The following is a 21,063-nucleotide window of genomic DNA, read 5'->3' on the forward strand; positions in this document are numbered from 1 at the left end:
GCTGTCACCCCGCTGCCGCCGGACGACCGGCTGTGCGCGGGTGTCCGGGCCGGGCACGATGTCCTGGTGACCGAGACAGCGGGCGCCCGGGTGCCGCGGGTGGCCGTGCTCGGCCCGGTCGAGCTGCGCGGGCCCGACGGGCGGGTACCGGTGCGCAGCGCCCGGCAGCGCCGGCTGCTGGCCGCGCTGGCCCTGCACGCCGACCGCGCGGTCGACGTCGAGGTCCTGGCCGAGCTGGTGTGGGACGTGGCCCCACCGGTCGATCCCTCCGGCGCCCTGCAGACCAACGTCGCCCGGCTGCGCAGGCTGCTGCCCGCCGGTGTGGCGATCGAGACCGGGGCGCGCAGCTACCGGCTGCGCGTCGGCGCGGACGACCTGGACGCCGTCGAGTTCCAGGCCGGCCTGACCCGCGCCGCCGATGAGCCCGACCCGTCGCGCCGGGTCGCGCTCCTGGACGCCCTGCTCGCACTGTGGCGGGGCAGGCCCTTCACCGAGCTGGACCACCCGGCGCTCGGCCCGGAGGTGGCCCGGCTCACCGAGCTGCACCGCTGGGCCCAGGAGCAGCGCGCCGCGGGGCTGCTGGCCGCCGGTCGGCCCGGGGAGGCGGTGGCCGCGGCCGAGGCACTGGTAGCGGCGGAGCCGCTGCGCGAGGGCGCGGTCGCGGTGCTGGTCGAGGCGCTCGCCGCGACCGGGCGCCAGGGCGAGGCGCTGGCCGCCCACGCCCGCCTGCGCGACCGGCTCGACGCCGAGCTCGGCGTCGAGCCGGGGCCGGAGCTGCGCGCCGTGCACCTGCGCGTGCTGCGCCAGGAGCTGCCCGCGCCCCGACCGGCCCCGGCCCCGACCGCCCGGCGGACGCCGGTCCGGGTCCCGGTCAGCTCGTTCGTCGGGCGCGACGCCGACCTGGGCGCCGTGTCCGCGCTGCTGCGCGACGGTCGGGTCGTCACCCTGTGCGGGCCCGGCGGGGTCGGGAAGACCCGGCTGGCGGTGCACGTCGCCGCCGCGATCGCCGGGCGCTACCCGGACGGCGCGCTGGTGGTCGAGTTCGGCGGTGGTGGGCCGGCCGACGTCGCCGCCGCGCTGGCCGCCGCGCTGGGGCTGTCCGACCTGCGTGCCGGGTCGCCCGCCGAGCTGGTCGTCGACGGGCTGGCGGTGCGCCACCAGCTGCTGGTGCTGGACAACTGCGAGCACGTGGCCGACGAGGTCGCCGCCGTGGTGGAGGCCGTGGTGGCCGGCGCGCCCGCCGTCGACGTGCTGGCGACCAGCCGCGAGCCGCTGCGGGTCGACGGCGAGCAGGTGCACGCGGTGGCGCCGCTGGACGGGGCGGCCGCGGCCCGGCTGCTGGCCGACCGGTTGCGGGCGGGCGATCCGGCCGCGGTGCCCGGTCCCGGGCAGGCCGCGCTGGTGGAACAGGTGTGCCGGCGCCTCGACGGGCTCCCGCTGGCCGTCGAGCTGGCCGCCGGGCGCGCCGTGCACGTGGGCCTGGCCGGGCTGGTGGAGGCGCTGGAGCACCCGCACGCCCTCGACGTGCTGCGCGGTGGCCGGCGCACGGCCGCCCCCCGGCACCGCTCGCTGCGCGATGTCGTCGACTGGTCCTACGGCCTGCTCGACGACCGGCAGCGCACCCTGTTCGACCGGATGTCGGTGTTCGCCGGGCCGGTCGAGCGAGCGGCCGTGCGGGCGGTCTGCGAGGAGCACGACGGGCTCGCCGACCTCGTGGAGCGCTCGCTGGTCGTGCGCCACCCCGGCGAGCCGGCGCGCTTCGGGATGCTGGAGACGCTGCGCGCGTACGGCCGCGCCCACCTGGCCACCGACCCGGGCACGCCGCGGCTGCGGGCCCGGCACGCCGACTGGGCGGTCGGGCTGGCCGAGGAGGTGCGCGCCGGTCGGCGCGGCCCGGGCGAGGCCGCCGCGGTGCGCCGGTTCGAGGCCCACCTCGCCGACCTCAACCGGGCGCACGACTGGCTGTGCGCGAACGGGCCGCGCCCGCAGCTGCTGCGGCTCACGCTGCTGTTCGCCGAGCTGGCCTACCTGCGCGGGCGCGTCGACCTCACGCGGGTGCTCGACCGCACCCTCGACGTGGTCGACGACCCCGGTGCCGCCGTCGACCCGCTGGTCCCCCGGCTGCTCGGGCTCTCGGCGTCGGTGCGCTGGATGCACGGCGAGCTCGACCTGGCCGCCGAGCAGGCCCACCGCGCCCTGGAGCTGGCCGCCCGCACGGACGACCCGACCTCGGCCAGGGACGCCCACGAGTCGCTGGCCAACGTGGCCAGCTTCCGCGGCGAGCTCGGCGCCGCGCTCGAGCACGCCCGAGCCGCGCTGGAGCTCGACGAGCGGGTCGACGACCAGGAGGGCCGGGTCGTGGCGCTGACCGACCTGACCATCATCTGCGCCTACGCCGCGGACGGCCCCGCGGCCGCGCACTACGAGGAGCGGCTCGTCGCGGCCGCGGACCGGCTCGGTTCGCCCACCGCGCGCGCCTGGTCGCACTACGCGCGGGGCGAGCGGCGTGCCGAGGCGGGGGAGCCCGGCGCGGCCGCGCACCTGGCGGCCGCGGTGCGCGCCGCGGAGGAGGTCGGCTCCGGCTTCATCGCCGGCGTCGCCCGCCACACCCTGCTGACCTCCGCCGCCCGGGGGAGCACGGACCCGGCGTCGGCGCTGGCCGGCTTCGGCCCGCTGATCGACCACTGGCACGGGTTCGGCGCCTGGAGCCAGCTGTGGATCGCCATCCGGGCGCTGGTGGAGACGCTGTCCCGGCTCGACCGGCACGCCGAGGCCGCCCTGCTGCTGGCCGCCCTGCGGGCGAGCCGGCGGGCGTCGCCGGTGTTCGGCTCGGACGCCGCCCGGCTGGACGCGGTCGACCGCGCGGCCCGCGCGACCCTCGGTACCGACTTCGACGCCCTGGCCGAGTACGGCGCCGCGCTCGGCGACACCGCCGCGGTGGCCGCCGCCCGCCGCGCGGCCCGCAACACCTCGCCCGGCGCCCGCTGAGCGTCCCTCGCCCCTCCGCGCCCTCGTTCCCCACCGCTCCCGTGTCAGGAAAGCCACCATCCGGACGCCAGGTGTCCTGATGGTGGCTTTCCTGTCATTCGGGGGACGGGGTGCGGCGCGGAGCGTGGGCCGGACGAGCGCGGGTACGTCCCCGCCCGTGGCGCCGACGTCCGGCGCCGACGAGGGAGGCACACGCACGATGAGCGAACGCAACACGGTGGTCCGCAGCCTGAACGACCTGGGCCTGGCCGCGTGGTTCGGCGGCACGCTGGCCGGCGCGGTCGGCATCAACGGTGCCGCCGCCGACGTCCAGGACCGGAACCAGCGGCTGCGGGTGGCCAACGCCGGGTGGGCGCGCTGGGCCCCGGTGAACCTGGCCGCGATCGGCGCGCACCTGGTGGGCAGCGCCGGGCTGCTGCTGGGCAACAAGGGCCGCACGGTCGCCCAGAGCGGGGTCGGGGCGGCGTCGGTGGCCAAGACGGTGCTGACCGGGGCCGCGCTGGCGGCCACCGCCTACAGCCGCGCGCTGGGCAAGAAGCTGGAGAACGCGGAGCCTGCGCCGGTCGAGGGCGGCACCGACCCGGCCCCCGACAGCCCGCCGGAGGTGGCCGCCGCGCAGAAGCAGCTGGCCGTCACCCAGTGGCTGATCCCGGCACTGACCGCGGCGCTGGTCGTGGTGAACGCGGTGCACGGCGAGCTGCAGCGGCCGAGCCAGGCCCTGCCGGGCATCCTGGCCAAGCCGGCGAAGCTGCTCGGGCTCAACGACTGAGCTCGCCCGCCGGACCGGGCTGCGGGACGGGCGACCGGCGTGCGCGCCGCCGGTCGCCCCTCGCCCACTCCCGACCCAGCAGCACGAAGACGGCGATCTCGACGGGCGCGCCGAGGTAGTACATGAGCTGGCCGCCGGCGAGTGCCTCGGCCTCGGTCAGCCCGGCCGGCGGCGCCGCCGCGAACGACTTGGCCAGGACGTTGTGCGCGGCGACGGCGAGCACGAGCACCGCGGCACGCACGCCGAGGTCTGCCCGGTGCGCCACCGGGTCGGGTCCGACCAGGGTGGCGGTGAACAGGTACCCGGCCAGCAGGACGTGCGTGGAGACGGCCAGCCCGAGCAGCGGGTCGTGCCCGGCCGCGGCGTGCAGGTCGGTCCGGTACAGCAGCCACAGCCCGCCGACCGACAGCAGCGCGGCCACGACCGGCGTGGTCAGCAGGGCGACGGGCACCGACCGCAGCACCCGGCTCAGCAGCTTGGCCCGGCCCGCCGGGAGCGCGCGCAGCGCCAGCGTGACGGGAGCGGCCCGCGCCAGCAGCAGCGGGCCCAGCATCCCGAGCAGCACGTGACCGACCATGTGCACGGCGAAGGAGCTCCCGCTGCCGATCAGCACCCCGGCCGCGGCCGCGCCCAGCCCGAGCAGCCACAGCGCGGTCCGGACGACCGGCCACGGGCGTCCGGTTCGGTGCAGCCGGCGCACCGCGAGCAGGTACGCGAGCCCGGCCAGGGCCAGCGCTACGAGCAGCGGCGCGCCGGCCCACCCCGGTTGGTGGGCGTGCTCGTGCCCGGTCATGCCCGGCCGCTGCGCCGCACCAGGACGAGTCCCACCACCAGCAGCGCCACCGCGAGGACGTTCCAGGTCAGGTCGTAGGGCAGCAGGTCGACCTCGTAGCGGATCTGGTGCAGGCCGAGGAGCTTGTGCTGCACCAGCCCGTCGTAGAGCTGGAACGCGCCGGCGCCGATCAGCACCCCGCCGATCACCCGCGGCCGGTCCACGGTCCGGTCGCGGCGCAGCGACCCCAGCAGGAACAGCGCCGCGACCGTGGCGCCCCAGCTGAACGCGTGGAACAGCCCGTCGGAGACGAGCCCCGCGTCGGTGCCGGCGCGGTCGTAGAACTTGTGCCAGTGCAGCAGCTGGTGGAAGACGACCTCGTCGAGGAAGGCGACCGTGCCCACCCCCAGCAGCAGCCCGGCCAGCAGGTTGCGGCGCCGCGCCCGCGTGCGCGCCGTCGGGGGCGGCGTCACGGCGCGGCCTCCTCGCAGTGGTTCCGTCACGCGCTCGGGTACCCGGCGCGTCCCCGTCCATCCCTCGGCTCCGTCCCGGTCGCGGGTGGGGTGGCGGAGGGCGATGCTGGGGGGCGTGATCGATGTGGTGGGACCGTCCTCCGTGCGGTGGATGGGTGGGGAGGGGGTCACCCGGGTCGTCGCGGTGCCGGGGTTGGGCCTGTCGGCGGACGTGCCTGCCCGCACCCTCGCCCGGCTCGCCCCGACCGCGTCGGTGGCGCTCGCGCTGCCCGGCTACGGCGAGCCCGCCCGGCGCGACGCCCCCCGGGCTCCGGCGGATCTCGCCGCGCACCTGCTGGACCGGCTGGAACGCCTCGACGTGCCCCCCGCGGTGCTGCTGGGCCACTCGGCGAGCTGCCAGGTCGTGGCGCACGCCGCCGCCATGGCGCCCGACCGCGTCACCGCCTTGCTGCTGGTCGGGCCGACCACCGACCCGCGCGCCGCCGGATGGCCCGCGCTGGCCGGGCGCTGGCTGCGCACCGCGGCCCACGAACGCCCGGGGCAGGTGCCGCAACTGGCCCGCGACTACACCCGCACGGGCGCGGCCGCGATGGGCAGGGCGATGGACGCCGCCCGCCGCGACCGGATCGACCGCGTCCTGCCCGCGCTGCGGTGCCCGGTGCTGATCGTGCGCGGTCGGCACGACCGGATCTCACCGGCCGACTGGGTCTGCCACCTGGCCTCCCTCGCGTCCGCCGGTCGGGCCCGCACGGTGCCGGCCGGGGCGCACATGATCCCGCTGACCCACCCGCGGCTGGTCGCCCCGCTGCTGGGCGATCTGCTCGGCTGAGTCGGGAACCACGTGTCGCCCGGCGCCGTCGGGGCACCCGTCCCGGGTGACCACGGTGCAGCGCGCGCTCGGACGCGCGGTCGAGTCCGTATTCGGGACGGTCGCGCGGGTGCGCGCGGGCCGGGCCCTGCACAGCGTCGGGGTGGCCTTCGACGGGCGGCTGACCCTCGATCCCGACTCGCTCTTCGGGGCCGCGGTCGGCGGAGCGCCCGGCCGGCCCGCGGTCGTGCGGCTGTCGAAGTCGGTCGGGCTGCCCGGCGGGCTGCCCGACCTGCTCGGCGTGGCGCTGCGGGTGCCGGCGGGCGACGGGCGCATCGACGGGGAGGACGACCTGTTCGACCTCCTGCTGGCCTCCACGGGCCGTCATCGCCCGGCGCACCTGGCGCTGCTGCCGTCCGGGCGCTGGTGGGGCAGCCCGTACAGCACGCTGCTGCCGTACCGGGCCCGCGGCCGGCTCGTGCTGCTGGGCCTGGACGCGGGCGACGCGCCGCGCACCATGCCCGCGGACCCCGGCACGGCCGCGGCGCTCGTCGCCGGGGGCCGGGTCCGGATGGCGGTCACCGAGCTGCCGCTGCGGGACGCGCTGGGCCACCCGCGGGTGGTGGGTGAGCTGGTCCTGGAGTCGGTGCGCGACCCGGCGCAGCCGCCCATCACGTTCGACCCGGTGCTCAACCACCTGCCCGACCTGCATCCGGCTCGGCCCCTCACCGCGCTGCGGGAACGGGCCTACACGGGCTCGCGGCGCGGGCGGCAGGCCGAGCCCGCCGGGCTGCGGCGCCGGCCCTGACCGCAGCCCGGCCCCGCACGCTCAGCCCCGGGCCCACCGCCACACCGTCCGCAGCCCGGCGGCCGTGCCGGCCAGCGCGATCAGCGGGATCGGCAGGCAGCACCCGCACCCGCTGACCGAGACCTCGGAGCCCCGGCGGGTCCGGGTGCGGTACGTGGGCAACGGGCCCCAGAAGCCGAACCGGCCGCGGGGGCGGGGAGCGCGGGGGGAGCGGGGACTGCTGAAGCCGCGGAGCCTGCGGCGGAACCAACCCATGAGCGCCGGGCTACCCCGGATGTGCCCCGCCCACGCCCGGAGCCGACCGGTGACCGCGACCGAAACGGGTGGTGTACCCTTCGGAATGCGACCACCCTGTCGCGCGTTGGACCGTGCATCAGCACGCCACCGTCGTGCCAGGGCGTCAAGAGGAGCCCCGCTCCCACCCGCCGCCTCCGGTGTCGGGTCCGGTCCGGCGATGAGCCGTAGGTTCATCGCGGGGTCAGTCGGGTCTCCGCTCCGTCGCTCAACACGACGTCGATACGAGGAGACCCCATCAGCACAGAGACGCGCATCAACGACCGCATCCGTGTTCCCGAGGTCCGGCTGGTCGGACCCAACGGCGAACAGGTCGGCATCGTGCGTATCGAGGACGCCCTGCGGCTCGCCGAGGAGGCCGAGCTCGACCTCGTCGAGGTCGCGGCCCAGGCCCGCCCCCCGGTCTGCAAGCTCATGGACTACGGCAAGTTCAAGTACGAGAGCGCGCAGAAGGCCCGGGAGTCCCGCCGCAACCAGCAGCTGACCACGATCAAGGAGCAGAAGCTCCGCCCCAAGATCGACACCCATGACTACGAGACCAAGAAGCGCAACGTCGTGCGCTTCCTCGAGGGTGGCAACAAGGTCAAGGTCACGATCATGTTCCGTGGTCGCGAGCAGTCCCGCCCCGAGCTGGGGTTCCGGCTGCTGCAGCGGCTCGCGGAGGACGTGGTGGAGCTGGGCACGGTCGAGGCGGCGCCGAAGCAGGACGGCCGCAACATGACGATGGTGATCGCCCCGAACAAGAAGCCGCCGACCCGGGCCCAGACCGCCCAGGCCACGGCCGCGGCCGCGGAGGCCTCGGCCGCCGAGACCCCGGTCGCCGGGGCCACGGTCGCGGACGCTCAGACCTGATCGACGGCGGGCTCCGGCCCGCAGGACCCACCCGACGCCCCCGGGGAACCGGGGGCGTCATGGCGAACGGAACTGCTCATGCCCAAGAACAAGACGCACAGCGGGATCTCGAAGCGGGTCAAGGTGACCGGCAAGGGCAAGCTCATGCGCCAGCAGACCGGTCTGCGCCACCGGCTCGAGGTCAAGTCGAGCAAGGAGACCCGCGACCTGTCCGGCGTGGTGCCCGTGGCCAAGGCCGACATCAAGCGGGTCAAGAAGCTGCTCGGCCGCTGACGGTCCGCCCCCTCCCGCACCCGGTGGGCGGAAAGCCCTCCGCGCACCGGCCCGATACGTAAGGACACCCCCATGGCACGCGTGAAGCGCGCGGTCAACGCCCAGAAGAAGCGGCGCACCACCCTTGAGCTGGCCAGCGGCTACCGGGGCCAGCGGTCCCGGCTGTACCGCAAGGCCAAGGAGCAGATGCTCCACTCGCTCAACTACGCCTACCGCGACCGCCGTGCGCGCAAGGGCGACTTCCGCCAGCTCTGGATCACCCGGATCAACGCCGCCGCGCGCGCCAACGGGATGACCTACAACCGGTTCATCCAGGGCCTGAAGATCGCCGGCGTCGAGGTCGACCGCAAGGTCCTCGCGGAGCTGGCCGTCACCGACGAGGCCGCGTTCGCCGCGCTCGTCGTGGTGGCCAAGGCCGCCGTGCCCGCCCAGCCCGCCCAGGACGGATCGGCGGCCTGAGCACCCCGGGAGCGCCCGCTCCCGACGCACCGCCCGGCACCGAACGCACCCCGCGCGTCGTGGCAGCCCGCAAGCTGCTGCGCCGCGCCGGGCGCGATCGGGCCGGGCGGTTCCTCGTGGAGGGGGCCCAGGCCGTCCGCGAGGCGCTCGACGGGGCCCGCGTGCGCGAGCTGCTGCTCACCGACGCCGCCGCAGAGCGCCACCCGGAGCTCGTCGAAGCCGCGGCCGCCGCGGGCGCCCGGATCAGCGCGGTCACCGAGCGCGCCGCCGAGTCGCTGTCCGACACGGTCACCCCGCAGGGGCTGGTCGCCGTGTGCGACCTGCTCGACGTGCCCGTCGCCGAGGCGCTGGGGGAGCGGGCGCGGCTGGTCGCCGTGTGCGCCGGCATCGCCGACCCCGGCAACGCGGGCGCCGTCATCCGGGTCGCCGACGCCGCGGGCGCCGACGCCGTGCTGCTCGCCGGCGACACCGTCGACCCGCACAACCCGAAGGCGGTGCGGGCCTCCACGGGCAGCGTGTTCCACCTGCCCCTGGCCCGCGAACGCGACACCGCCGCGGTCCTGGACGCCTGCCGCTCCGCCGGGCTGGCGCTGCTGGTCGCCGACGGCCACGGCGAGCTGGACCTGCACGACGCCCGCGCCGCCGCGGTGCTGGCCGGGCCGGTGGCGTGGGTGTTCGGCGGCGAGGCGCACGGGGTCCCGGACGACGTCGCCGCGGCGGCCGACCACCGGGTGCGGGTGCCGATCTACGGGCGGGCGGAGAGCCTCAACCTGGCCACCGCGGCCGCGGTGTGCCTGTACGCGTCGGCCGGGGGGAGGCGGCTCGGTCCGCGGTGAGGTGGGCTGCCGGGGGTGCCCGCCGTGCCGGCGCGTCCACGACCGAACCCGTCCGCCGAGCACGTCCCCCCGACCGGGTGATTGCCCGGTTGTGATCTAGCCCACACCATCGACCGCACGCGGATGCGAGCGAGGTGGTCGCCATGAGGACCGTGATCGCAGTTGTCGTCGGCCTGGGCGTGGTCGTCCTGGGGCTCGTCGGGATGGTGCTCCTGACGGTGGCGACCTGGCCGGTGCTGGCGGTGGGCTTGCCCCTGCTGGTGGTCTTCCTGCTGGCGTCCTCGGCGCTCGACAACCGGTCCGGCCGCTCGGCCCGCGACGAGCACGGGCAGGTCGCAGGCCGGTGACGGCGCCGTAGGCGGGCCGCATCCCGGCGGCTGCTCCGACCGGTCCGGGTCGGGCGGGTCCGGGAGGTGCGGGAGCAGCCGGTGCACCGCGAGGGCGAGGCACGGGGCGCTGAACCACGTCCCGGGGTGGTCGGGACGGGTGGCGTACTCGCCCGTGCGCACCCGGACCGCGCGCAGCCCGGCGGCGACGGCGCCCGCGACGTCCTCGTCCGGGCGGTCGCCGATCATGACGACCCGCTCGGGCGGCACGCCGAGCCCGGCCAGCGCCCGCCGGAACGGGGCGGGGTGGGGTTTGCGCCGGTCGCGGCCGTCGAGGTCGCCGAGCACCACGACGTCGAAGGCGTCGGTGAGGCCGAGTGCGGCGAGCTTGCGGCGCTGGCCGGTCACCTCGCCGTCGGCCACCAGGCCCACCGGCACCCGGCGGCGCAGCGCGGCGAGCGCCCGCAGCGCGCCGGGGTAGGGGGTGAGGGTGGGCGGCTCGACGGCGCGGAAGGCCGCCAGCAGCGCCTCGACGTGCGACGGGTCGGCGCCGGCGCGGGCGAGCGCGCGGTCGATGATGCTGCCGCGGGCCGAGCCGGCGGCGGTCTCCTCGCGCAGGGCGCCCAGCAGGGCGTCCGGGTTGAGGCCGCGTCGCGCGCCGTGCTGCGCGACGGCCCGCCAGGCGGTGTCGAGGAACTCGGCCTGGGGGTGGAGGGTGTCGTCGAGGTCGACCAGCACCGCGCGCACCGGGGGGATCAGCACGGGGGCTCCTGGTCGACGAAGTCGGGTTCGGCCGGCTCCAGCAGGGCGGCGCCGGTGGCGTGCAACACCTCGACGCCCCGGTCATCGGTGCGCCCGTCGCCGTTGGGGCAGGGGGCGGAGTCGGCGCGGCGCTGCGCGGCGGGGGTGGCGGGGTCGCTGTCGGCGCGCAGCGCCCGCACCACCGGGGCGAGCTTGACGATCCCGGGTCGGGTGCCGAACGGCACGGGCAGCTTCACGCCGGGTACACCTCGCTCAGGTGGCGCAGCATCGTCACGCCGGCCCGCCCGACCAGGCGCTGGCGGCGCACCGGCAACCCGTCCAGCCCGCGCAGGTACTCGCCGACGAAGTCGGCCCCGGCCGCCAGCGAGAGCGGCAGCCCCCCGGAGAAGCGCGGGTTGACCTCGGTGAAGCTGAACCGGTCGGGGGCGGTCATGAAGCCATGGACGTTGGCCGGGCCGCGGAGGCCGACGGTGCGCAGCAGGTGCGCGACCGCGCAGCCGAGCGCGGGCGAGGCGAACGTCCGCCCGCGGGTGCTGATGCCCGCCTTGGTCTCCAGCCGCCACCGCGGGACGGCACCGGCCAGCCGCCCGGAACGGTCGACCAGCACGTCGACGGTGAACTCCGGGCCGGTGAGCCGGGTCTGCACGAGCGGGTCGGGCACCCGGCGCAGCGCCCAGCGGGCCTCGGTGACCGAGTCGACCGGGTGGACGTCGCGCGAGCCCCGGTCGAAGCGGGGCTTGACGATCCACGGCCCCGGCACGCTGTCCACGGCGCGGGCCCAGATCGCGCCGGGTTCGGTCGCCGGCACCGGGACGCCGCCGGCCGCGCAGGTGCGGGCGAAGGTCCACCTGTCGGTGCACGCGGCCACCGCCCGCGCGGGCGGCAGCCAGGTCCGCAGGCCGACCTCGGCGAGCAGCGCGGCGCCCTCGTGCAGGGCCGGTATCTCCTCGGCGACCGTGCAGACCAGCGCCGTGGCGCCGGTGCGGCCGGCCAGCTTGGCCAGTTGGGCGGCGAAGTCGGGGTCGTCGCCGTGCGGCAGGACGCCGGCGCCGGTGCCCAGGTGCAGCCCGACGGCGGTCGGATCGCAGTCGGCCGCGACGACCGGGCGCCGCCCGGCCAGCGCCCGGATGACGGCCACCCCCGCGGCGCCGCCCGCCCCGGTCACCAGTACCGGGTCGATGCTGGTGGAGGTCGTGCTCATCGCTCTCCTTCCACGGCGAGGTCCCGGCCCAGCGCTGCGACCGGCGGTGTCGTGGGCGCGCGGCGGCGCGCCCGGGAACGCGGGCCGGGGCACCGGGACGGTGATCGGCCCGGCGGGCCGGAGATCGGCGGCGTGGCGCGCGGGCCGACGCGCTCCTCGTTGTGGCAGGCGATCAGCACGCTCAGCGACCGGGGGGTGCCCGGTCGGGTCGAGCCCGTCGCGCCCGGCCGCGGGCTGGTGGCGCCCCGCCGCGGTCACGAGGGCCAGGTGGCGCGGGAAGAAGGCGGCAGCGCCGCGCCGCGGCCGAGCTCGACGTCGTCTGGATGCGCGCCCACCGCGAGCACTCTCATCGCGGTCCCCTCCTGCTGCAGCCGATCCCGGTGCACGTCCCCGACCGCGTCAGCCTGCCGCCGTCCCCACCGGCCGGGACCCTCCGAACGACGTAGGCGGGCTATGTCTTTCGTGGGAGGCCCGCGGCGCGGTCGGCTCGAACAGACGCGACCGGCGGAACCAGGCCCGTCGTGTCCCGGGGCCGGATCCACGTCCCGACGGGTCACCGTCGGCCGACGGCGGCGTGCTCGTGTCACGCTGCGCGTTCTCGCAGGTGGGTGCGGTACCCGAGCGGTGGAATCGGGTCCGCGGAGGTAGGCCCGCGGGGATCGGCGGGTCATCCTGGGTCGGTGATCGTCGGCCACCACGAGCAGCAGGCCGGCGTCGCGGCGGTCCGCCGGCTGGTGCTCGTCGACGACCACCGGATGTTCGCCGAGGCGCTGGCGCTGACCCTGTCCCACCAGCCCGACCTGCGGGTCGTCGACCGGTGCTGCGCCGGTGAACCCGACCTCGTCACGCGGACGGCGGCGGCCCGGCCGGACGTCGTCGTGATCGACGTGGAGCCGCTGGGCTCCGCGGCGGCCGAGGTGGTGTCGGCGCTGCTCGCGGTGCAGCCGGGCGTGCGGATCGTCGTGCTCACCGGCAGCCGCGATCGGGCGCAGCTGGTCGACGCGGTGCGCGCCGGTGCGGTCGGCTGGCTCACCAAGGGCTGCACCGCGGCCGACCTGCTGGCCGCGGTCCGCGGGGTCTGCCGCGGCGAGGCCAGCCTGTCGCCCGCCGACCTGGGCGTCGTGCTCGGCGCGCTGCGGGCCGAGGTCGACCCGGGGGCGCGGCGGGCCGATCCGCTGGCCGTGCTCAGCCGCCAGGAACGCCGGGTGCTGGCCGAGCTGGTCGACGGGGCGCGTGGCGCGCAGATCGCCGCGGCGCTCGGGGTCTCGACGGGCACGGTCCGCACCCACATGAACAAGCTGTTCGGCAAGCTGGGCGTGCACAGCAGGTTGGAGGCCGTCCGGGTGGCGAGGACGGCGGGCATGCGTCCTCGGGTCGCGGCCGACGGCTACCCGGATGGGCGGAATTAGGCTTTCCGAGGTATTCGACTACGACATGTGGCGTAATACTCACTCTTCGTGGTTCGACGGATGAGCGTGCGCAGGTCCTCCGAGTCGTTCCCGGCCATCCCGACGCAGCGGTGCGGCGTCCCCCCGCACCTGGACGAGTGGGGCGTCGTGCCCGCGCAGCGCAGCGCGGACGAGCCGCCCGCCCCCACCGGCGAGGACGACGTGCGCGACGAACTGCGCCACCTGCGCGGCCTCGTGCACGACCTCGGCAACGGTCTGTCGACCATGGCCCTGCTGCTGGAGGCCGCCCGCGACGGCGCGGTTCCCACGTTCGGCCTGCTGGAGCTCATCGAGCAGGAGACCGCGCGGCTGCTGGCCGTAGCGCACAGCGGCCGTCCGGAGCCCGCGGCGCCCGGCGACGAGCCGGACGAGATCGGCGTGCGCGACGTCCTGGCGCCGATCGCGCGCCTCGCCGGGCACGCCGGGCACGCCGGGCGGGCCCGGGTGCGGCTGCTGCCCGGGCCCGACGTCGCGGTCCGGGTCGACCGGGCCGCCCTCTCACGGGTGGTCGGCAACCTCGTGGACAACGCCGTCCGCGCGGCCGGACCGGGCGGCAGCGTGCGGCTCGCGACCCACCCGTCGCGGGCCGACGGGGTCGTCGCCATCGACGTCGTCGACGACGGCCCCGGCTTCCCGCACGGGCCGCGCGGCTCGTCCGGGCTCGGGCTGGAGCTGGTCGGCAGGCTGCTCGCGGCCTGCGGCGGGCGCCTGGAGCTGGACGCGGTCGCCCCGCACGGCACCCGGGCCCGGGTCCTGCTGCCGGCGGTGGGGTGATCCGACGGTGCTCGAACCCGTCCCGAGCTGGGCGGACGTCGTGCTCTGCGACGACCACCCGGTGTTCACCGACGCCCTCGGCGCCGTCCTGACCCACCACGGCCTCCGCGTGCGCGCCGTCGCCCACCGGGCCGCCGACGTCGTCGGCGTGGTCGTGGCGCACCGCCCGCAGGTCTGCGTCGTCGACCGGCACTTCGCCGACGGCGACGGCCTGGCCGAGCTGCCCCGGGTGCGGGCGGCCAGCCCGGCCACGCGGGTCGTGCTGCTCACCGCCGACCGCGACCCGGACACCGCGCGGCGGGCGCTGGCCGCCGGTGCGGCCGGGTACCTGTGCAAGACCGCCGGGGTCTCCGCGCTGGTCTCGACGATCACCAGGGTGGCCCAGGGCGAGGTCGTGACCGGCGCCGTCCCGGCGCCGCTCTCCCCGGTGCGCGCGGCGGAGCACGTCGAGGCCCACCGGCTGGCCGGCTACCTCACGCCCCGCGAGCGCGACTGCCTGGCGATGATGGTCGACGGGCTGGGCACGGCCGCGATCGCCGCCCGGCTCGGTGTCTCGGCCGCCACCGCGCGCACCTACGCGCAGGCCGTGCTGACCAAGCTCGGCGTGCACTCCCGGCTGGAGGCGGCCGCGTTCGCGGTGCGCCACGCCCTGCTCGACCCGTCGGCCTGAGCGGTGTCGGCCCCGGCCACGGACCCGCCCCGCCGCCGCGGCGGCGCCCGTGGCCGGCCGTCGGGGCCACCCGGATGCCGTCCGGGCCGACCGGCTCAGCCCCGCGTGGGGGGTCTGGCACCCCGACGCACTCGCCCAGCTCCGGCCGGTTCGGGACGAGCTGGGCCCGCCCGACTGGGGCCGGACGGCCCCCGCCGTGGACCGTGGACGACCCCGGCTTCCGCGCGCCGGCCGCGGCCACCGGCCGTGCGCCGCGCCCCGCCCGCTGACCGCCGTCGGGACGACCCCGGGCGGCCATTACCATCGGCGACAGCGCAGTCGCCGTCCCACACGCCGCAGCGCCCGTTGACCTGCAGTACCCGCTGAACGTCCGGAGATGACCGCATCCTCATGTCGCCCGATGTCGCCGGCCCCGACCTGAAGCCCGGCTCGCTGTCCGAAGCGGCCCTGCAGGAGGCCGTCCGCGACGCCGTGGCCGCCTTCGCCGCCGCGAGCGACCTGGCCGCCCTGGCCGCGGTCCGGCCCGCCCACCTGGGCGACCGCGCCCCGCTGCTGCTCGCCCGCCGCGAGCTGGGCTCGCTGCCCGGCCCGGAGCGCGCCGACGCGGGCAAGCGGGTCAACGCCGCCCGCCAGCAGGCCCAGGAGGCGTTCGACGCCCGCCGCACCCAGCTCGCCGCCGAGCGCGACGCCCGCGTGCTCGTCGAGGAGTCCGTCGACGTCACCCTGCCCGTCGACCGCGCCCCCCGCGGCGCGCGGCACCCGCTCACCCAGATCTCCGAGCGGATCGCCGACGTGTTCGTCGGGATGGGCTGGGAGGTCGCCGAGGGCCCCGAGGTCGAGTCGTCCTGGCTCAACTTCGACGCCCTCAACTTCGCCAAGGACCACCCCGCCCGCACCATGCAGGACACCTTCTACCTGGGCGACTCCGAGACCTCCGGGCTGGTCCTGCGCACCCACACCTCGCCGGTGCAGATCCGGTCCCTGCTCGAGCGCGACCTGCCCGTCTACGTGGTCTGCCCCGGTCGCACGTTCCGCACGGACGCCCTGGACGCCACCCACACCCCGGTGTTCCACCAGGTCGAGGGCCTGGCCATCGACAAGGGCCTGACCATGGCCCACCTCAAGGGCACCCTCGACGCGTTCGCCCGGGCGATGTTCGGCACCGAGTCCAGGATCCGGCTGCGCCCGTCGTACTTCCCGTTCACCGAGCCCTCCGCGGAGCCCGACGTCTGGTTCCCGCAGAAGAAGGGCGGCGCGGGCTGGGTCGAGTGGGGCGGCTGCGGGATGGTCCACCCCAACGTCCTGCGCGCCTGCGGCATCGACCCCGACGTCTACTCCGGCTTCGCCTTCGGCATGGGCCTGGAGCGCACGCTGATGTTCCGCAACGGCATCCCCGACATGCACGACATGGTCGAGGGCGACGTCCGGTTCAGCCGCGCGTTCGGCGTCTGACCCTTCTCTTCCCAGCTCTACTAGGAGTTCCCGTGCGGGTCCCGCAGTCCTGGCTGGCCGAGCTGCTCGGCGAGCTGCCCGGCGTCGACGACGTCGCCGAGGCGTTCGTGCGCGTCGGCTTCGAGGTCGAGGAGGTGCACCGGGCGCCGGAGGTCACCGGCCCGCTCGTCGTCGGGCGCGTGCGCGAGATCGAGGAGCTGACCGGGCTCAAGAAGCCCATCCGGTGGTGCCAGGTGCAGGTCGGCGCCGACCAGGTCAACGGCATCATCTGCGGCGCCGGCAACTTCGTCGTCGACGACCTCGTCGTCGTCGCGCTGCCCGGCTCGGTGCTGCCCGGCGGGTTCGAGATCTCCGCGCGCAAGACCTACGGCCACGTCTCCGACGGCATGATCTGCTCGGCCACCGAGCTGGGGATCGGCAACGACCACGCCGGCATCCTCGTGCTGCCCCCGGGCACCGGCGAGCCCGGCGACGAGGCCCGCCCGCTGCTCGGGATCGACCCCCGGGCCCCGGACGCCGTCGTCGAGCTCGACGTCAACCCCGACAGCGGCTACTGCTTCTCGGTGCGCGGGCTGGCCCGCGAGCTGGCCGCCTCGCTGGACCGCGAGTACGTCGACCCGGCCGGCTGGTACTACGTCGCCGACGGCGACGGCGAGGCCTGGACCGTCCGGCTGGACGACCCGGGCTGCGCGCGGTTCTGCGCGCGCCGCGTCGACGGCGTCGACCTCGCCGCGCCCAGCCCCTGGTGGATGCAGCGGCGGCTGCTCGCCGCCGGGATGCGGCCCATCTCGCTGGTCGTCGACGTCACCAACTACGTGATGATCGAGCTGGGCCAGCCGCTGCACGCCTACGACGCCGCCCGGCTGTCCGGGCCCATCGTGGTCCGCCGCGCGGCCGCGGGCGAGAAGCTCACCACCCTCGACGACGTCGAGCGCACCCTCGACCCCGACGACCTGCTCATCACCGACGACTCCGGGCCGATCGGCCTGGCCGGCGTCATGGGCGGGGCGAGCACCGAGATCGCCGGGCCCGGCGCAGGCGGCACCGTCGACGTGCTGCTGGAGGCCGCGCACTTCCAGCCGGCCGTCGTCGCCCGCACGGCGCGGCGGCACAAGCTGCCCAGCGAGGCGTCCAAGCGCTTCGAGCGCGTGGTCGACCCGGAGCTGCCGCCGATCGCCCTGGAGCGGGCGGTGCAGCTGCTCGCCGAACACGGCGGGGGCCGCCCGGTCGACGCCCGCACCGACGTCGGCGCGGCCCCCGCCCGCGCGGCCATCACCATGCCCCTCGACCTGCCCGACCGCGTCGCCGGCGTCGAGTACCCCTCCGGTGCGACCACCCACCGGCTGCGCCAGGTCGGCTGCAAGATCGACCTGCTGCTCGGCGAGGACGGCGCGGGCAGCGTGCAGGTCGTGCCGCCGTCCTGGCGACCCGACCTCACCCAGCCCGCCGACCTGGTCGAGGAGGTCCTGCGGCTGGAGGGCTACGACACCATCCCGTCGGTGCTGCCCGCCGCGCCGCCCGGGCGCGGGCTCACCGAGGGCCAGCTGCGCAGGCGCGCGGTCTCGCGGGCGCTCGCCGAGGCGGGCTACGTCGAGGTGCTGCCGTTCCCGTTCGTCGGCCCGGCCACCTGGGAGGCCTTCGGCCTGCCCGAGGGCGACGTCCGCCGGCGCACCGTGCCGGTGCTCAACCCGCTCGACGCGGACCGCGCCGGGGTGAGCACCACCCTGCTGCCCGGCCTGCTGGAGATGCTCGGCCGCAACCGCTCGCGCGGCTCGGTCGACCTCGCCCTGTACCACATCGGGCAGGTCACCCTGCCGCACGCGCAGCCGGTGCCGATGCCCGACCCGGGGGTGCAGGACCGCCCGAGCGACGCCGAGTACGCCCAGATCAAGGCCGCGCTGCCGGCCCAGCCGCTGCACGTGGCCGCGGTGCTGGCCGGCAACCGGGAGCCGTCGGGCTGGTGGGGCCGCGGCCGCGCGGCCTCCTGGGAGGACGCGGTCGCCGCGGCCCGGCTCGTCGGCCGCGTCGCCGGGGTCGAGCTGCGGGTCACCAAGGCCGAGCTGGCGCCCTGGCACCCGGGCCGGTGCGCGGCCCTGCGCGTCGGCGACTGGGTCGTCGGGCACGCGGGCGAGCTGCACCCGAAGGTCGTCGAGGCCCTGGAGCTGCCGTCGCGCACCTGCGCCATGGAGCTCAACCTCGACGGCATCCCGCTCATCGAGTCCCGGCCCGCCCCGCACGTGTCGCCCTACCCGCCGATCTCGGTCGACGTGGCCCTCGTCGCGGGCGCGGACGTGCCCGCCGCCGAGCTGGCCGACGCGCTGGCCGACGGGGCGGGCGAGCTCGTCGAAGACGTCCGGCTGTTCGACGTCTACGCGGGGGAGCAGGTCGGCGAGGGCCGCCGGTCGCTGGCGTACACGCTGCGCTTCCGGGCCCCCGACCGCACCCTGACCAGCGACGAGGCCAACTCCGCCCGCGACGCGGCGGTGGCCGTGGCGGCCGACCGCTACGGCGTCACCCTGCGCTGAGCTACTCCACGCGGTCGAGGGCGGCGCGCCCCGCGGCGCGCCAGGCGTCGTCGTCCGGCTCGCGGAAGGCGACCGCGACGGTGACCAGGAAGCGCTGTCCCGCCACGTAGAGCGTCGGGCCGGTGCGGGCCATGACGATCGCGGCCGCCTCGCCGACCCCGTCGAGCGGGCGCGCGCCGTCGCGGGCGCGGACGGCCTCGGCCGGGGAGCCCCCGCGCACCTCGTAGACGTTCATCAGGACCTGCTGGTTCTCGCCCTGGACCGCGACGCAGCCCGGGGCCGGCGTCTCCTCCGGGCCCGGCACGGAGGTCATCACGGTCCGCTCGACCGGCAGGCGGACCAGGGCCTCGGCCTCCGGGGCGCTCAGCACGCACTCGTCGGCGACCGCGTCGGGCACCAGGGCGACCGACGGCGCCTGGTCCTTGTCGCGCTGGCCGGGGACCGGGCCGTAGAGCGGGGCGGCCGGTTCGCCGTCGCCGCCACCGTCGCTGGTGCCGCCACCGTCGCCGTCGCCGACCTGGCCGTCGGTCGAGGCGCCGGTACCGGTGGACCCGGTGGCCCCCGTCCCCGGGTCGCCGTCGCGCCCGGAGCCGTCGTTGCCCGCGATGAGCACCGCCGCCAGCACGACGGCGGCCACGACGCCCCCGCTCTTGCCCTTGGCCATCCGCAGAACGTATGAAGCGCTGGGTCCGGCCGCCGGGCGTTTCGCCGAGGACCCGCCGGACGGACCAGCCCTCGGCGAGCTGATTGCGACGATCAGGCCTCTGTCACCACCCGAACAGCGGAATCAGGCCGGGGTCGCGGACTCCGTCCGGGTGCCGGTGGCCGCGCGCACGGCCGGTGCGACCTCGGTGCCGAGCAGCTCGATGGCCCGCAGCACGTCGCGGTGCGGCACGTCGCCGATGGCGAGCTGGACGAGCATCCGGTCGTGGCCGAAGACCTCGTGCAGGGCGAGGATCTTCTCGGTCACCTGCTGCGGCGAACCCACGACGTAGGCCCCGCGCGGCCCGACCTGGGCGTCGAACGCGGCCCGGTCGGTGGGGCCCCAGCCGCGCTCGGCGCCGATCCGGTTCATCACCGCCGAGTGCGCGGGGTAGTAGGTGTCGGCGGCGGCCTGGCTGGTGTCGGCCACGAAGCCGTGCATGTTGAGGCTGAACGGCAGCCGCGGGTGGTCGGCGCGACGGGCCGCCTCGCGGTGCAGCTCGGCCAGCCCGGCGAACTGCTCGGGCATCCCCCCGATGATCGCCAGCGCCATCGGCAGCCCCAGCACCCCGGCCCGCACCACCGAGTGCGGGTTGCCGCCGACCGCAACCCAGACCGGGAGCGGGTCCTGCACGGGCCGCGGGTGCACCGACTGCCCCCGCAGCGGCGCCCGGTGCCGCCCGGACCAGCTGACCGGCTGCCCCGACCGCAGCGCCAGCAGCAGCTCCAGCTTCTCGGCGAACAGCTCGTCGTAGTCGGCGAGGTCGTAGCCGAACAGCGGGAACGACTCGGTGAACGAGCCGCGCCCGGCCATGATCTCCGCCCGCCCGCCGGAGAGCAGGTCGAGCGTGGCGTACTGCTGCACCACCCGGACCGGGTCGTCCGAGCTGAGCACGGTGACCGCACTGGTCAGCCGGATGGCGCTGGTCCGCTCGGCGGCCGCGGCGAGGATCATGGCCGGCGCGGAGGCCGCGTAGTCGGCGCGGTGGTGCTCGCCGACCCCGTAGACCCGCAGACCCACCTGGTCGGCCAGCGCGATCTCCTCGACGACCTCGCGCACGCGCTGGGCCGGGCCCACCCCACCGGGGCCCGGACTCACGTCGGCGAAGGTGTACGCACCGATCTCCACGACGTCGCCAACCTCCCCCACCCGCCCGGTCATTCCCGTCCCGGCGAAGATCGCTCAGCCGATGTGCTTCAACGCCTCCCGCCGCGACAGCGGCGACAGGTCGGGGTGCTCGTCGACGAACGCCCGCACCCACCCCGCGTCGACCCGGGCGTACTGGCGCAGCGCCCACCCGATGCCCTTGCGCAGGAAGAAGTCGGGGTCGTGCTGGTTGGCCTCGATGGCGTCGCGGAGCAGGTCGAGATCGGTCTGCGCGCCGGACTGGAGCTGGCAGATCACCGACGTGCGGCGCAGCCACCGGTCCGGATCGCTGATCCACCCCCGCACGACCGGGGTCAGCTCGCCGCGGTGGGCGCGCAGCAGCGGCGCGATGTGCCGGTTGGCGATCTCGTCGGTGAAGTCCCACCAGCCACCGGACACGATCCACCGGCGGTGCACCGGCACCCATCCCGGGCGCGCCCAGCTCGCGTAGCGCCGGTGACCGAGCAGGGCGATGGCGAGGTAGCGCTCCTCGCGGTAGGCCGCCCCGGTCCACAGGGTGTCGGCGACGGCCAGGAGTTCGTCGGCGTCGTCGAGGGGGTGGGCGGCGACGAGGGTGCGGAGCAGGCGCTCGCGCGCCGGCTTCGGGACGCCGCGGAACGGCATCTCCGACTTCATGTAGGCGCGCATCGGCTCGGCGGCCGCGGGGTCGGCCACGTCGGCGAGCCCTTCCCGGGCGGCCCGGACCCACTCGTGCATGGGGCGA

At 76.7% G+C, this 21,063-nt stretch carries 22 protein-coding genes; 13 read left to right on the plus strand and 9 right to left on the minus strand.

Annotation, left to right across the window (positions count from 1 at the left end; all coding sequences use genetic code 11):
* The first annotated feature begins 66 nt into the window (after positions 1 to 66).
* On the plus strand, positions 67 to 2,988 hold the full coding sequence (locus tag KDL28_RS22680) for an ATP-binding protein (protein WP_252441478.1): 2,922 nt from the start codon (positions 67 to 69) through the stop codon (positions 2,986 to 2,988).
* 199 nt (positions 2,989 to 3,187) lie between these two features.
* On the plus strand, positions 3,188 to 3,757 hold the full coding sequence (locus KDL28_RS22685; protein WP_252441479.1) for a hypothetical protein: 570 nt from the start codon (positions 3,188 to 3,190) through the stop codon (positions 3,755 to 3,757).
* On the opposite strand, the gene KDL28_RS22690 is transcribed toward KDL28_RS22685, so the two are convergent.
* Complete coding sequence (locus KDL28_RS22690; protein ID WP_252441480.1) at positions 3,747 to 4,550, minus strand: cytochrome c oxidase assembly protein; 804 nt, start codon at positions 4,548 to 4,550, stop codon at positions 3,747 to 3,749. The two genes, KDL28_RS22685 and KDL28_RS22690, sit on opposite strands and share 11 nt — an antisense overlap.
* A complete protein-coding gene (locus KDL28_RS22695; RefSeq protein ID WP_252441481.1) occupies positions 4,547 to 5,002 on the minus strand; it encodes a DUF2243 domain-containing protein in 456 nt (151 codons plus the stop codon). The genes KDL28_RS22690 and KDL28_RS22695 overlap by 4 nt, the downstream gene beginning before the upstream one ends.
* Before the next feature lie 115 nt (positions 5,003 to 5,117).
* On the opposite strand from KDL28_RS22695, the gene KDL28_RS22700 reads away from it, so the two are divergent.
* A complete protein-coding gene (locus KDL28_RS22700) occupies positions 5,118 to 5,831 on the plus strand; it encodes an alpha/beta fold hydrolase (RefSeq protein WP_252441482.1) in 714 nt (237 codons plus the stop codon).
* 46 nt (positions 5,832 to 5,877) lie between these two features.
* Complete coding sequence (locus KDL28_RS22705; protein ID WP_252441483.1) at positions 5,878 to 6,618, plus strand: hypothetical protein; 741 nt, start codon at positions 5,878 to 5,880, stop codon at positions 6,616 to 6,618.
* A gap of 21 nt (positions 6,619 to 6,639) precedes the next feature.
* On the opposite strand, the gene KDL28_RS22710 is transcribed toward KDL28_RS22705, so the two are convergent.
* A complete protein-coding gene (locus KDL28_RS22710) occupies positions 6,640 to 6,873 on the minus strand; it encodes a hypothetical protein (protein ID WP_252441484.1) in 234 nt (77 codons plus the stop codon).
* 261 nt (positions 6,874 to 7,134) lie between these two features.
* Here KDL28_RS22710 and infC point away from each other — a divergent pair, with 261 nt between their 5' ends.
* The 4 genes from infC (at position 7,135) to KDL28_RS22730 (ending at position 9,332) form a co-directional block, all read left to right on the plus strand.
* The gene (infC, locus tag KDL28_RS22715; RefSeq protein WP_252441521.1) at positions 7,135 to 7,764 is read left to right on the plus strand and encodes a translation initiation factor IF-3; all 630 of its coding nucleotides are present in this window, start codon (positions 7,135 to 7,137) and stop codon (positions 7,762 to 7,764) included.
* A 78-nt stretch (positions 7,765 to 7,842) separates the two neighbouring features.
* Positions 7,843 to 8,037 (plus strand): 50S ribosomal protein L35, encoded by a 195-nt coding sequence (gene rpmI / locus KDL28_RS22720; protein WP_252441485.1) that lies wholly within the window; start codon positions 7,843 to 7,845, stop codon positions 8,035 to 8,037.
* A 72-nt stretch (positions 8,038 to 8,109) separates the two neighbouring features.
* A complete protein-coding gene (rplT, locus tag KDL28_RS22725) occupies positions 8,110 to 8,496 on the plus strand; it encodes a 50S ribosomal protein L20 (protein ID WP_252441486.1) in 387 nt (128 codons plus the stop codon).
* 59 nt (positions 8,497 to 8,555) lie between these two features.
* On the plus strand, positions 8,556 to 9,332 hold the full coding sequence (locus tag KDL28_RS22730; protein WP_252441487.1) for a TrmH family RNA methyltransferase: 777 nt from the start codon (positions 8,556 to 8,558) through the stop codon (positions 9,330 to 9,332).
* Here the strand turns inward: KDL28_RS22730 and KDL28_RS22735 are convergent.
* The 3 genes from KDL28_RS22735 to KDL28_RS22745 are packed head-to-tail and all read right to left on the minus strand — an operon-like array spanning position 9,242 to position 11,621.
* The gene (locus KDL28_RS22735) at positions 9,242 to 10,420 is read right to left on the minus strand and encodes an HAD family hydrolase (RefSeq protein WP_252441488.1); all 1,179 of its coding nucleotides are present in this window, start codon (positions 10,418 to 10,420) and stop codon (positions 9,242 to 9,244) included. The two genes, KDL28_RS22730 and KDL28_RS22735, sit on opposite strands and share 91 nt — an antisense overlap.
* On the minus strand, positions 10,414 to 10,656 hold the full coding sequence (locus KDL28_RS22740) for a hypothetical protein (RefSeq protein ID WP_252441489.1): 243 nt from the start codon (positions 10,654 to 10,656) through the stop codon (positions 10,414 to 10,416). The genes KDL28_RS22735 and KDL28_RS22740 overlap by 7 nt, the downstream gene beginning before the upstream one ends.
* Entirely contained in the window at positions 10,653 to 11,621 is a 969-nt protein-coding gene (locus KDL28_RS22745; protein ID WP_252441490.1) for an ATP-grasp domain-containing protein, read from the minus strand. The genes KDL28_RS22740 and KDL28_RS22745 overlap by 4 nt, the downstream gene beginning before the upstream one ends.
* A 680-nt stretch (positions 11,622 to 12,301) precedes the next feature.
* Between KDL28_RS22745 and KDL28_RS22750 the strand changes: the two genes are divergently transcribed.
* The 5 genes from KDL28_RS22750 to pheT all read left to right on the plus strand — a co-directional run bounded on the left by KDL28_RS22750 (position 12,302) and on the right by pheT (position 18,490).
* Positions 12,302 to 13,030, plus strand: coding sequence for a LuxR C-terminal-related transcriptional regulator (locus KDL28_RS22750; RefSeq protein WP_252441491.1), 729 nt, complete (start codon positions 12,302 to 12,304; stop codon positions 13,028 to 13,030).
* 60 nt (positions 13,031 to 13,090) lie between these two features.
* A complete protein-coding gene (locus tag KDL28_RS22755; protein ID WP_252441492.1) occupies positions 13,091 to 13,843 on the plus strand; it encodes a sensor histidine kinase in 753 nt (250 codons plus the stop codon).
* A gap of 7 nt (positions 13,844 to 13,850) precedes the next feature.
* On the plus strand, positions 13,851 to 14,513 hold the full coding sequence (locus tag KDL28_RS41630) for a response regulator (protein ID WP_252441493.1): 663 nt from the start codon (positions 13,851 to 13,853) through the stop codon (positions 14,511 to 14,513).
* A 390-nt stretch (positions 14,514 to 14,903) separates the two neighbouring features.
* Positions 14,904 to 15,965, plus strand: coding sequence for a phenylalanine--tRNA ligase subunit alpha (pheS, locus tag KDL28_RS22765; RefSeq protein WP_252441494.1), 1,062 nt, complete (start codon positions 14,904 to 14,906; stop codon positions 15,963 to 15,965).
* A 32-nt stretch (positions 15,966 to 15,997) separates the two neighbouring features.
* Positions 15,998 to 18,490, plus strand: coding sequence for a phenylalanine--tRNA ligase subunit beta (gene pheT, locus KDL28_RS22770; protein WP_252441495.1), 2,493 nt, complete (start codon positions 15,998 to 16,000; stop codon positions 18,488 to 18,490).
* Between the two features lies 1 nt (position 18,491).
* Here pheT and KDL28_RS22775 read toward each other — a convergent pair whose 3' ends face one another.
* The 3 genes from KDL28_RS22775 to KDL28_RS22785 all read right to left on the minus strand — a co-directional run bounded on the left by KDL28_RS22775 (position 18,492) and on the right by KDL28_RS22785 (position 21,056).
* Positions 18,492 to 19,154: a hypothetical protein gene (locus KDL28_RS22775; RefSeq protein WP_252441496.1), complete on the minus strand. Its 663-nt coding sequence runs from the start codon at positions 19,152 to 19,154 to the stop codon at positions 18,492 to 18,494.
* A gap of 123 nt (positions 19,155 to 19,277) precedes the next feature.
* Positions 19,278 to 20,321 (minus strand): Atu2307/SP_0267 family LLM class monooxygenase, encoded by a 1,044-nt coding sequence (locus KDL28_RS22780; RefSeq protein ID WP_252441497.1) that lies wholly within the window; start codon positions 20,319 to 20,321, stop codon positions 19,278 to 19,280.
* A gap of 54 nt (positions 20,322 to 20,375) precedes the next feature.
* Positions 20,376 to 21,056 (minus strand): DNA alkylation repair protein, encoded by a 681-nt coding sequence (locus tag KDL28_RS22785; protein ID WP_252441498.1) that lies wholly within the window; start codon positions 21,054 to 21,056, stop codon positions 20,376 to 20,378.
* Between the last annotated feature and the right edge of the window lie 7 nt (positions 21,057 to 21,063).

It is taken from the genome of Pseudonocardia humida, from assembly GCF_023898865.1.
GTDB classification, from domain to species: domain Bacteria; phylum Actinomycetota; class Actinomycetes; order Mycobacteriales; family Pseudonocardiaceae; genus Pseudonocardia; species Pseudonocardia humida.

Bases quoted from the DNA above. Each gene is read 5' to 3' on its own strand.
- KDL28_RS22685 (WP_252441479.1), top strand. From the start codon at position 3,188: ATGAGCGAACGCAACACGGTGGTCCGCAGCCTGAACGACCTGGGCCTG.
- KDL28_RS22690 (WP_252441480.1), bottom strand. From the start codon at position 4,550: ATGACCGGGCACGAGCACGCCCACCAACCGGGGTGGGCCGGCGCGCCG.
- KDL28_RS22710 (WP_252441484.1), bottom strand. From the start codon at position 6,873: ATGGGTTGGTTCCGCCGCAGGCTCCGCGGCTTCAGCAGTCCCCGCTCC.
- rpmI (WP_252441485.1), top strand. From the start codon at position 7,843: ATGCCCAAGAACAAGACGCACAGCGGGATCTCGAAGCGGGTCAAGGTG.
- rplT (WP_252441486.1), top strand. From the start codon at position 8,110: ATGGCACGCGTGAAGCGCGCGGTCAACGCCCAGAAGAAGCGGCGCACC.
- KDL28_RS22745 (WP_252441490.1), bottom strand. From the start codon at position 11,621: ATGAGCACGACCTCCACCAGCATCGACCCGGTACTGGTGACCGGGGCG.
- KDL28_RS22755 (WP_252441492.1), top strand. From the start codon at position 13,091: ATGAGCGTGCGCAGGTCCTCCGAGTCGTTCCCGGCCATCCCGACGCAG.
- pheS (WP_252441494.1), top strand. From the start codon at position 14,904: ATGTCGCCCGATGTCGCCGGCCCCGACCTGAAGCCCGGCTCGCTGTCC.
- KDL28_RS22775 (WP_252441496.1), bottom strand. From the start codon at position 19,154: ATGGCCAAGGGCAAGAGCGGGGGCGTCGTGGCCGCCGTCGTGCTGGCG.
- KDL28_RS22785 (WP_252441498.1), bottom strand. From the start codon at position 21,056: ATGCACGAGTGGGTCCGGGCCGCCCGGGAAGGGCTCGCCGACGTGGCC.